The following is an 11480-nucleotide window of genomic DNA, read 5'->3' as shown; positions in this document are numbered from 1 at the left end:
TCTCTAGGTTCCTGTATTTGCTGATTCATTAGAAAGCGGCAAGTAAATTTGGAATACACAGCGGCCCGGCCGGCTGTCGCATTTAATCAGACCCCGGTGTTGATTGATGATGTGCTGGGAAATAGAGAGCCCCAGCCCAGAGCCCTCAGCACGCCCGGAAATCATCGGGAAAAAAATTCGCTCACGGATATCCTCCGGTATGCCCGGGCCGTTATCCTCAATTTCAACCCGACATACCAGTGCGCAATGGCACCGCCCTATAGTGAATCGGCGCTGTACGCGGGTACGTAAAATAATTTCACCGTTGTCGAGACCAATACTCTCATCAATGGCCTGCATCGCATTGCGGGCAATATTTAGCAGGGCCTGTATTAACTGTTCGCTATCCGCCGACACATCCGGTATCGAGGGATCGTAATCCCGACGGATTCTCAACTTGCCCTCACACTCGACATCCACAAGTTGAGCCACCCGTTCCAGCATTTCGTGTACATTGGTTGTGGCCAATTGCGCCGGCTGACGGGGGCCCAATAAACGATCCACCAAGTTGCGCAGGCGGTCGACCTCTTCAATGATGATCTGGGTGTATTCCTCCAGGGAGGCATCCGGCAGCTCCCGTTGCAGTAACTGTGCAGCACCGCGAATCCCTCCCAAGGGATTTTTGACCTCGTGGGCCATACCGCGCACCAGATTGCGCGTGGTTTCCTGAGTACTGAGCAGGGCATCCTCGCGGGCAATACGCAGCAGACGATCCATCGGCTGTACTTCCACCAACAACACACCAAGTTCCGGCACAGGGCTCACGGAGTAGTCCACTGTACGGGTCTCCAGGTTGTGCAGGCGCCAGTGGGCACGGCGCACCGTATATTTCTGACCGTTGATTAAGGCTTCACGCAAGGCCTGCTGGGCGGGTACGGACTCGCGCACCACATCTTCCAGCGGCAGGCCGCTGACCCGTGAACGGGAGGCGGCAAGCAAGTCCTCAGCGGCGTTGTTCAAGTAACTAAGCGACAACTTGTCATCTAGCACCAATACGGCGGAAGTTAGACTGTCTAACAGTTGGCGCAACTGGCGGTCATTGAGCATTCAGTAATTTCCAATTCTGTCCGATGGCCATGGCGGCAATGCCCTCCCGGCGCAACAATCCCTTGCATTGAGTCACTGCAAAAAGCAAACCAAAATGGCGCACAGCCCGGTAGGAGAACACTGAATTCGCCATAACAGGGTCTTTGCAGCGGTTGATTAAGGGAGAATTGTTTACATCGCCAAGCTCCTCAAGCACGAGGAACTATGGCGGAATATCCAGGCTGAAGAGTGCACCATATCGGTGCACAGGTCAAAATGTAGCCACTTTCAGAATGAGCGGCTATCGGCACAATTGACAGCAGATCAAACCCGATAGGATTAAGCTGTGGATCGGACTAGGGTGTATTAAAGTGAAACGCTAGACACTTATGGTGCGAGTGGGTTCGAGTTATCCAACATAGCGACGCTGGGACGGTGCACAAAAACAGTAATGACCTGGGATTTTGCCAAAACCTTCCCGCTGGCATCAGTGAGTATCGCCTGTAGGCTGTGGCTACCACGTTCCAGTGCTGAGATATCCAACCCGGTGCTGTCGGAACTGCCGCGCCAGGGCTGGCCATCCACTATCGCATAAAAGCTGGCCCCTTCCGGGTACTGTGGCTGTACATTCACTTGTAGCGCAATAAAACGCTGTCCCGGCGGGATAGTCGCACCATCCTGGGGACTCACAATCCGGATAGATACCGATCCGGAGTAACTTTCTTTCTCACTAGCACCTGTATCTTCGTTCTTCGGGGAAAGTTTGCGGGTGGGCAGCGGCCGAGGCACGACAATGGGCTGCACATTGATCGGGCCCAGTTCGACCTCCTCCGTTCGCCCGTTAGGCGGCGGCGTATCACTGAAGGTCACCTTGCCATCCGGGCTGACAATTTTATAGATGGCGCCAGACCCTTCGATTCCATTAGACCCAGCTGCCGCCAGCCCGGCAAATAGCACCAAAGGTGCGCTCAACAACAGTGCTTTCAGCAGTTTTGGAGGTGTCATAACGTTATCGACCGCAACGGGCGGACGCTCCTTCTCGATGTCCTTATAGGGCTCCAGCAGACCAGGGCGCGAAAGCCGATCCAGTTAGGGGCGGCAAAAACGACCATCTCATTCACAGTGTACTCCCAATAAAAAAGCCCGCACCAGGACTGTGCGGGCTTTTTGCGAAAGGATCGACGGCATCACACTGATGCCGTTTGCCATTAAACGGAGTAGTACATATCGAACTCGACCGGGTGAGTGGTCATGTTCAGGCGCTCTACTTCTTCGCGCTTCAACTCAATGTAGGCGTCGATTGCGTCATCGGTAAATACGCCGCCTTCGGTCAGGAAGGCGCGATCCTTATCCAGTGCCTCCAGTGCACCCTCCAGGCTCTCAGCGACTGTTGGGTACTCGGCCAGCTCTTCAGGCGGCAGATCGTACAGGTCTTTGTCCGCGGCGTCGCCAGGGTGGATTTTGTTCTTAATGCCATCGAGGCCGGCCATCAGCAGTGCGGCGAATGCCAAGTAAGGGTTGGCCGTCGGATCCGGGAAGCGGGTCTCGATACGCTTGCCCTTTGGCGAAGTCACATAAGGAATGCGAATCGAAGCAGAGCGGTTACGTGCAGAGTAAGCAAGGATGACCGGTGCTTCAAAACCAGGTACCAAACGCTTGTAAGAGTTGGTGGATGCATTACAGATAGCATTCAGGGCGCGCGCATGCTTCACAATACCGCCTATGTAATACAGGGCGGCCTCAGACAGCCCGGCATAAGCATCGCCAGCAAACTGGTTTATGCCATCCTTGGTGAAGGATTGGTGTACATGCATACCGGAACCGTTGTCTCCAACCAACGGCTTGGGCATAAAGGTCGCAGTCTTGCCATAGGCATGTGCAACATTGTGCACAGCGTATTTGAGGATCTGCACCTCATCGGCCTTCCTGGTCAGAGTGTTGGCGGCGACGCCAATCTCACACTGGCCAGCTGTACCCACTTCATGGTGGTGCACTTCTACACGCAGGCCCATCTGCTCCATAGCGGAACACATGGCAGCGCGCACATCATGCAGGGAATCAACCGGGGGCACCGGGAAGTAACCTCCCTTCACACCGGGGCGGTGGCCAATATTTCCCTCGCTGAAGTTGTGGCCGGAAGACCAGGCCGCTTCCTCGGAGTTAATCTTGTAGAAGGCGCCGCCCATTTCGGCACCCCAAGTGATGTCATCGAAGACAAAGAATTCGGGCTCAGGACCAAATAGCGCAGTGTCACCGAGGCCAGTGGACTTAAGGTATTCCTCGGCACGCATAGCGATGGAACGCGGATCGCGCTCGTAACCCTGACCGGTGATTGGATCCACGATGTTACAGCGAATAATAACGGTGCTCTCGTCCGTGAACGGATCGAGGAATGCAGTCTCGTCGTCCGGCATCAGGATCATGTCGGATTCATTGATGCCCTTCCAACCGGCGATGGAGGACCCGTCAAACATCTTGCCCTCTTCGAAAAACTCGCCATCAATTTCCGATACCGGGATAGAAACGTGTTGCTCTTTACCCTTGGTATCTGTGAAACGCAAGTCCACCCACTTGGCCTCACTCTCATTAATCAAACCGAGCGTTTTCGCTGACATTGCAGTCCTCCTGGTCTTGAAAAGTTTTTGATCGCTATGCCTTGCTGCCGGCATTCACTCTTTATCTGGCGTGAAATAAAGCAAAGAGTGTGCCAATTTAGGGCAGCCACACCCCAGTGGCGGTTAGTGCCGACGCTAACCACAGAACAGGGCTGACTGAGGCAGGATAGATGTAATGTGGCCGAGCAGCCACAGAAAAATGCACCATTTTGGTACACATCATATGTCTCTCGCCCAAACAGAGTGCGCAACCAACTTGCCTCCGGCTAGTTTATAATGCCGCACCTTCTATCAACATGCGGTACCCCACGGACTCCCATGCACTTTGTCGTCAAATTTTTCCCTGAGATCACCATCAAGAGCAACCCGGTACGCAAGCGTATGTCGCGCCAGCTCAAGGACAACTTATTGCGCCTGTTGCGCCAATTGGACGACCGTATCCAAGTGCGCAAAGACTGGGAAAAGATCGATGTGATCGCCCCGGATGCAGTCTCCCACCTGGGTCCGCGTATCGAAGAGGTACTTTCGCACACTCCTGGCATTGCCAACTTCTCCCGCGTGCGCCAATTTCCCTTGGGCGATCTGCACGATATGTACGAAAAAACCCTGTCGGTATGGGGAGAAGCGCTGAAGGACAAAACATTTTGCGTGCGGGTTAAGCGCACTGGTAAACACGACTTCCAGTCTCTCGACGTGGAGCAATATGTGGGCGGCGGTCTCAACAAGAACACCGAAGCGGCCGGAGTGAAACTGAAAAACCCCGACATCACGGTGAAACTGGAAATCCGCCACGACAAACTCAACGTGATTGAGGAGCAGCATCCCGGCTTGGGCGGCTTCCCCCTGGGCACCCAGGATCCAGTACTATCGCTGGTTTCCGGTGGATTTGACTCCACTGTAGCCAGCTACCTGACCATGAAACGCGGTATTCGCACCCATTTCTTATTCTTTAACCTGGGCGGACGCCAGCACGAGCTAGGCGTTAAGGAAGTGGCTTACTATCTGTGGAATAAATATGGTGCCTCCCATCGAGTGCGCTTTGTCACCGTGCCGTTTGACGAGGTAGTGGCGGAAATCCTGGAGCGCGTCGACGACTCCCATATGGGTGTAATCTTGAAACGCATGATGCTGCGCGCCGCCAGTGTGATCTCCAAGGAATTGGAAGTGGATGCGGTAGTAACCGGCGAGGCCATCGCCCAGGTTTCCAGCCAGACCCTGAAAAACCTCGCTGTCATTGACAGTGTCACCGATACCCTGGTACTGCGCCCGCTGATCACCAGCGATAAAACCGACATTATTCGCACCTCCCGGGAGATAGGCACCGAGGAATTTGCTGCGAACATGCCTGAATACTGCGGTGTGATCTCAGTGAAACCCACTACCCGGGCGAAAATCGAGAAAGTGGAGTCCGAGGAAAACCGCTTCGACTTCACCGTGCTCGACCGCGCCATTGGCAATCGCGTGATACAAAACATTGACGAAGTAATCGAAGAGGTAGATGGAGAGGCGCCGGAAGTGGAGATCCGCGAGAGACCCGGCAACGCCGTGGTAATCGATATCCGCCACCCGGATGAAGAAGAAATAGATCCACTGGAGCTGGAAAACTGCGAAGTGGAAACCATCCCTTTTTACCGACTCAACAACAGCTTCGCTCAACTGGATCAGGAGCGCGAGTACCTGCTCTATTGCGCGCGCGGCGTCATGAGCCGTTTACACGCCTCCCACCTGCTGGACGAGGGCTTCCGCAATGTTGGGGTTTACCGGCCACAAAAAGGTGATCGGCAAGACTGAAACCGTGCCAGGCAAAGCCAGGTCTATCCGCCACAGGTAACCTGCAAACGCTCAGCCATAACCAATTGCAACCTTTCCTTTGGCGTAAAGCCCCGTAGCCAGCCTGCGGGTGCGCCGCTGCGGTCGATAAGCAGGGTAAAAGGTGTGGCCGGAATGGAACCCACTTTATCGAGCAGCTCACTGTTCACCTGGAAGGCGGGGAAATCCGGGCGCAACCTGTGGTATTCCGCCTGCAGAGCCCAGCGGGAGCCGTTAGTGCCCACCGCCAGCGGCTGAAACTGACCGGGGCACTGGGCCAGCAGTTGATTGATCGCCCTGACTTGGCGAAAACACCAAGAGCATTCAGGTTCAAAAAACACCATAAGTGCCGGCTGCCCCCGGTATAACATGAGACTGGTTCGCTCAGGACGAGTGAGACTTCTCAGCTCCAGGTCCAGGAGTGAAGACCCCTGCGCGATACTGGGAGAAGCCACTGCGAATAAGGTGAGTATCAATATTAACGGGGGAAGGCGACGCAAGATTATATACTCCAATCGAAGCCCAGATAGAACTCACGGCCGCGCAGCGGGCCGTAGATATAAGCTACATCATAAGCATCACCGGCATCCCAAAACAGAGGCGTTTCGGCATCATTTACCTGGGTGTAATCGGTAAGGTTATTGCCACCGACGTAAACAGTCAGGTTTTCACTCATATCGAAGGACACTTTCATATCCAGGGTCCAATAGCCTTCAGCGCTGAGGCTCTTCTGCTCTTCACCGGGCTGGTTGTAACCCTCATAGCCATAGTCATCCAAGTCCCGCTGCCCAATCCAACTGGCACTGGCGTACACCATCCAGGGGCCGCTGCCATAGTCCAAACTCAGTAATGCCCGCTGCTCGACGGGGGCTATAGCGTAGGATTCCTTGAATACCTGATCATAGGCGTAGGTTTCCAGGGTAACCCCGAGTTTCAGGGCCTCGGTCAATGTATAGCCGAGACTGATATCCCCAGCGGTGACGGTAGCCGTCTCCTCCATTTGCGTCAGCAGCGGAACACCGCTCTCGGTTTCGCCCAGTGCAGCCAAGTGCTCAACTTCCGTGTGCGCCAGTGACAAAGTGCTGCTCAGGCGCTCGCCTTCATAACTCAAGGCATAAGTGGCGGAGAGAGATTTTTCCAGCCTGTCGATATCGATGGCAAATCCATCACCGGCATCAAGAATGCCGTGGTCGGTCTCAAAGAAGGAGAGTGGTGCACGATAGCCACGACCGAAGGCCATGCGCGATGTCCATTGGTCATTGTGCAAGTAACGCATGTCGATCCGTGGAACAAGCAGGCGCTCTTCAATTTCAGTGCCCGGTTTCTGCTCAGCCACAAAGTCAGCGCGCACTGTATCCAGGCGTATGGCGGCAGATATCTCCAGTTTCGGCGATGCATGCCAAGTGTCTTGCAGGTAGAGGCCGCCTGTGCGGTAGTCGAAGCTGTCCTCCACGTAGTCAGTGCTCTCGGCACCCGCGACGGAATCGGAGCGCATTTCTTCATCGCGCAAATCCGCACCAAAGGTCAGCGTGTGAGCTTCATTCAAAATCAGGTTGTTGCGTAAATCGAAGTAAAAAAGGCTGTCGGTAGCGGCGTAGTCAAAACCCTCGTAGAAAGAATCCTGCTCGTGCTCACACCAGGCCAGTGTGAGCTGGGCATTGTAGTTTTCAGTAAATTCACGCAGCCAGTTGGCAGAGGCTTCGGTGCGTTCTGTATCGATCCACTCGGTGGTCTCCCAGGGCTTACCTATATATCTATTGCGCACATCATCATCTTCGAACAGCTGTTCAGATTCCACGCCATCGAATCCACTTAGTACAGAACCGATGGAATAACCTTGGGGGCCGCCGAAAATAGTGGAGTCAGTGTAAGCCAGGCGCAGCACCAGATTATCCCGCTCAGTGAAGTCGTGGGAAATACGGCCGACGTAACTGGTGTTTTCCTGCAAAGGGGCTTCGCTTACGCCATTGTCATCGTTGTCCGCTTGATGATGCCTGTCATCCTGGTAAACGAAGCTGGCGCGGGTGCGATCATCGTCGCTGACATGGCTGCCCATCATGCCGGTGAAGTAGCTGTCGTTGTCCTCCCAGGAAGAGTTAACATTAAAGCCGGTTTCCTGCGGCTCCTTTGAAATCACATTGATAGTGCCACCTATGGCTTCAGGAGCAAGCAGTGAAGCACCAGCGCCGCGCGCCACTTCGATTCGCTCCACGCCGGTGGTGGCGAGGGCATCTACCGCATAGTAGCCGGCCATCATGGTATGTAGGGGAATTCCGTCAGTGAGGATCGTTGAATGCTCACCGCGCATCCCGTTCAGCATAATCCGCTTTACGCCGCACATCGAACACTCATTCGAGACCCGCACACCGGGAGAGTTCTGAATAGCCTCAGTTAAATTAACCGCCTGCATGGACTTTATCAGTGCTTCATCGACCACCTCTGTTTTCTGGATGGCATCCAGCAAGGTGCCGGCTTCGTACAGACGCTGGCGCACACCCACAACCACCGTTTCTTCAATCACTCTATTCGAGGGGCCCTCGGCCAGAGACTCGGCCGCGAAAGCGGTTGGCAGGGCCGCGACAAAAATAGCTGATGACAGCAGGGCATGACGAAAAGAAGGCATGACAAGCTCCGAAATCCTATTTTCAATAATCTTAAGAAGTGAAAATGGTAATCATTGCTATTAACCTAAACAATTGCACAAAGTGGGTATGATCCTTCAGCTCATCCTAACTTTATGTTTTTAGAAGGCGGGGGGCCGAGGGGAATCGATTCGGCTTAACCTTCGTCAATCGCGCCACGGGCAGAAGGGTAATGCAGCATTTCGACAAGGTGGGCAGCGAGAGCCTTGAAGTGCAAACCATTATCCTCTATTGCTTGAACAACAGCTTCGCCGCTAAACTACTGGGTTCTCCAGATCCACCCTACTTGTACCAGGCGGTGATTTTTTACTCAAAATCACTCCCAATTGTCATGCAGCGCCCCTATAATCGCCGCCTTTGGCCGGTATGCCGCTGTAGAAACCCCACAGGCGCCCCGCCCCGAATTACCAAGATTTAACGCCCAGAGGCCCCCAGTGATAAACAATCTGCGCAATATTGCGATTATCGCCCATGTTGACCACGGCAAAACCACCCTGGTGGACAAGCTACTTTCCCAGTCCGGCACTCTCGACCGCCGCGACGAAGGCGCCGAGCGGGTCATGGACTCCAACGATCAGGAGCGTGAGCGCGGCATCACCATCCTGGCTAAGAACACCGCCATTCGCTGGAATGACTACCGCATCAATATTGTCGACACCCCTGGACACGCCGACTTCGGTGGTGAGGTGGAGCGCGTATTGTCCATGGTGGACAGCGTACTTTTGCTAGTGGACGCGGTAGACGGCCCCATGCCACAGACCCGCTTTGTGACCCAGAAGGCATTTGAGCAGGGTCTCAACCCCATAGTGGTTATCAACAAAATCGACCGCCCAGGTGCACGACCAGACTGGGTAATGGACCAGGTGTTTGACCTGTTCGACAGTCTCGGCGCCACCGACGAGCAACTGGACTTTCCAGTAATCTATGCCTCAGCCCTGAATGGCATCGCCGGTCTCGACGACACCGATATGGCCGATGATATGACCCCGCTGTTCCAGATGATTGTGGACAAGGTTGAGCCGCCCAAGGTAGACCCCAAAGGCGCTTTTCAGATGCAGATTTCCGCCCTGGATTACTCCAGCTATGTGGGCGTAATTGGCGTTGGCCGCATCACCCGCGGTACCCTGGCCCCCAACCAGCAAGTGGTAGTGTTAGACCGCGATGGTAACTCCCGCAAAGCCAAAGTACTGCAGGTGATGGGTTACCTGGGCCTGGAGCGCACTGAGGTTGAGCAAGCCAGCGCCGGCGACATAGTGTGTATCACCGGTGTGGGTGAGCTGAATATCTCCGATACCCTGTGCGACCCGGACACCCCGGAAGCCCTGCCCGCCCTGAGTGTGGACGAGCCCACCGTGAGCATGACCTTCCAGGTAAACGACTCCCCGTTTGCCGGCCAGGACGGCAAGTTCGTCACCTCGCGCAATATCAAAGAGCGCCTGGATCAGGAGCTAATCCACAACGTCGCCCTGCGCGTCGAGCAAGGTGACTCTCCCGACAAGTTCCGTGTATCCGGTCGTGGTGAATTGCACCTATCGGTACTGATCGAAACCATGCGCCGCGAAGGCTTCGAGCTGGGTGTATCCCGCCCGGAAGTGGTACAGAGAGAAGTCGACGGGGAGATCCACGAGCCCTACGAAGAAGTAGTGATCGATGTTGAAGAACAGCATCAGGGCCCGATTATGGAAGAGCTGGGTCTGCGCAAGGCTGAACTGACCAACATGGAGCCGGATGGCAAGGGTCGCGTGCGGCTGACCTTTATTGTGCCCTCTCGCGGCATGATTGGTTTCCGCAACCAATTCCTGACCCTGACCAGCGGCTCCGGGATTATGACCAGCATCTTCGACCACTACGGCCCGGTAAAACAGGGTGAAGTAGCCAAGCGTATTAACGGTGTGCTGGTATCTATGGTGAACGGTAAAACCCTGGCCTATGCGCTGTTCGCCTTACAGGATCGCGGGCGCCTGTTCCTCGGCCACGGCGAAGATATCTACGAAGGCCAGGTTATCGGTATCCACTCTCGCGGCAACGACCTGGTGGTAAACCCCACCAAGGGCAAGCAGCTCACCAATATCCGTGCCGCCGGTACCGACGAAGCCCTGACCCTGACTCCGCCTATCCGCCATACTCTGGAACAGGCACTGGAGTTTATCGAAGAAGATGAACTGGTAGAGGTGACTCCCAACCATATCCGCCTGCGCAAGAAAATTCTGCAGGAAAATATGCGTAAGCGCGCGAAAAAATAATTTATATTTTTTTAATTCTAAAAAGGACCCAGAAGGGTCCTTTTTATTTAAGGGCACCTTGATAATTTACTTTTTGGGCACCCGTCAACACCGATTTATGGGAGTTTCAGGCAGATGACACTGGGAAAAGCATAATCTTTAGAGTTACTCACAGAGTATAATCTCAAATCAATATATTTTCTGTCGACTACCTATTCCTGCAAAAAATGTTTAATAATTATTAGACGCCGAAGCCAGCAAGTAGAAGTTTTATATTCATAAAATCACGAATTAAATCAGATCTACAATAAAAGCACTCATTCAAGCCGACTTGATTGCAACCCATCCAAACTCGCTACAGGGTAAAACTTCAGCCCCGGGAATCAAGCTGGCAATTTTTGCCCTGCTGTAATGAGAGGACTCCACCCCCTTATCAGTAAGGATTGATTTTTCTGACACCCGCTTTATTCTAAAACCAATTTTCTGGTAGAAATCTACTCTTTCTTGGATAGACTTTTCTGAAAATACGCTAATAATCATTATCCCTTTACACTGACATGCCCTCTGCATCACCTGAATCACTTTGCTTGCAGGGTGGATATTGCCAATCGTGTTATACATGGATATTGCAAAGGAATATCTGCGCTCTGATGTATAGGTCCTGGCATCGGCAAGTAAAAAACTGAGAGTTTCTCCTCCCTTGTTCAGATCTTGAGCACTCTTAATATTAACCCGGCGGACAAATAGTTCAGTTATGCTGCGTACCTAATTGATTCGTGTCGGAAGTAGGCTGCTACACGCGCGGGCTTCTTTTGTAACATTCTCATGTGAGAAAGCACTTTCCTTTTTAGCTTCTCCTTGGATCGGGCTGGCATGCCACTGTGAACGCCCCCTTTAAGGTCGCAATTCAAATACTCATCTGGATTCAGTTCAGGTGAATATGATGGTAAATAATAAATTTCTATCTCATCCTCGTGCTCTGCCAGCCAAGCTTTAACAAATCGTGCATGATGTACCCTAAGATTGTCCAGAATGAGGTAAACTTTACGCCCCGCTGTTTTGATCAATCGCTTAAGAAAGTCAATCAGCCTATCGGCATTCATACTTCCTTCGTAAATTTGAAAACG

11 protein-coding genes are annotated in these 11480 nt (G+C 53.4%); 3 read left to right on the top strand and 8 right to left on the bottom strand.

Going from position 1 to position 11480, the window contains the following annotated elements; translation table 11 throughout:
• Positions 1-3: 3 nt before the first annotated feature.
• The 4 genes from glnL to glnA form a co-directional block, all read right to left on the bottom strand.
• Positions 4-1086 (bottom strand): nitrogen regulation protein NR(II), encoded by a 1083-nt coding sequence (glnL, locus tag ACCI49_RS02290; RefSeq protein WP_371837353.1) that lies wholly within the window; start codon positions 1084-1086, stop codon positions 4-6.
• Positions 1076-1219: a hypothetical protein gene (locus ACCI49_RS02285; protein WP_371837352.1), complete on the bottom strand. Its 144-nt coding sequence runs from the start codon at positions 1217-1219 to the stop codon at positions 1076-1078. The genes glnL and ACCI49_RS02285 overlap by 11 nt, the downstream gene beginning before the upstream one ends.
• Positions 1220-1452: 233 nt before the next feature.
• The gene (locus tag ACCI49_RS02280) at positions 1453-2070 is read right to left on the bottom strand and encodes a DUF4124 domain-containing protein (protein WP_371837351.1); all 618 of its coding nucleotides are present in this window, start codon (positions 2068-2070) and stop codon (positions 1453-1455) included.
• 203 nt (positions 2071-2273) lie between these two features.
• Entirely contained in the window at positions 2274-3680 is a 1407-nt protein-coding gene (gene glnA, locus ACCI49_RS02275) for a glutamate--ammonia ligase (protein WP_371837350.1), read from the bottom strand.
• 318 nt (positions 3681-3998) lie between these two features.
• Here glnA and thiI point away from each other — a divergent pair, with 318 nt between their 5' ends.
• Entirely contained in the window at positions 3999-5471 is a 1473-nt protein-coding gene (thiI, locus tag ACCI49_RS02270; RefSeq protein WP_371837349.1) for a tRNA uracil 4-sulfurtransferase ThiI, read from the top strand.
• A gap of 23 nt (positions 5472-5494) precedes the next feature.
• Here thiI and ACCI49_RS02265 read toward each other — a convergent pair whose 3' ends face one another.
• Positions 5495-5989 carry a TlpA family protein disulfide reductase gene (locus ACCI49_RS02265; protein ID WP_371837348.1) on the bottom strand — a complete coding sequence of 165 codons (495 nt, stop codon included), beginning with the start codon at positions 5987-5989 and terminating at the stop codon, positions 5495-5497.
• Positions 5990-5991: 2 nt separating this feature from the next.
• A complete protein-coding gene (locus tag ACCI49_RS02260; RefSeq protein ID WP_371837347.1) occupies positions 5992-8112 on the bottom strand; it encodes a TonB-dependent receptor plug domain-containing protein in 2121 nt (706 codons plus the stop codon).
• A 191-nt stretch (positions 8113-8303) separates the two neighbouring features.
• Between ACCI49_RS02260 and ACCI49_RS02255 the strand changes: the two genes are divergently transcribed.
• Both ACCI49_RS02255 and typA read left to right on the top strand, forming a co-directional pair.
• Positions 8304-8549, top strand: a complete 246-nt coding sequence (locus ACCI49_RS02255) for a hypothetical protein (protein WP_371837346.1) — start codon at positions 8304-8306, stop codon at positions 8547-8549.
• Between the two features lie 16 nt (positions 8550-8565).
• Entirely contained in the window at positions 8566-10374 is a 1809-nt protein-coding gene (typA, locus tag ACCI49_RS02250) for a translational GTPase TypA (RefSeq protein ID WP_371837345.1), read from the top strand.
• Positions 10375-10674: 300 nt separating this feature from the next.
• Here the strand turns inward: typA and ACCI49_RS02245 are convergent, their stop codons facing one another.
• A complete protein-coding gene (locus tag ACCI49_RS02245; RefSeq protein ID WP_371837344.1) occupies positions 10675-10974 on the bottom strand; it encodes a hypothetical protein in 300 nt (99 codons plus the stop codon).
• A gap of 131 nt (positions 10975-11105) precedes the next feature.
• Positions 11106-11480, bottom strand: a 375-nt coding sequence (locus ACCI49_RS02240; RefSeq protein WP_371837343.1) for a transposase, incomplete at its 5' end; no start/stop codon positions are given.

The sequence above is a fragment of the Microbulbifer epialgicus genome, assembly GCF_041447265.1.
Classification (GTDB): Bacteria; Pseudomonadota; Gammaproteobacteria; order Pseudomonadales; family Cellvibrionaceae; genus Microbulbifer; species Microbulbifer epialgicus.
Note: the sequence above shows the minus strand (reverse complement) of the source record. Positions and strands in the feature narration are given on the sequence as shown.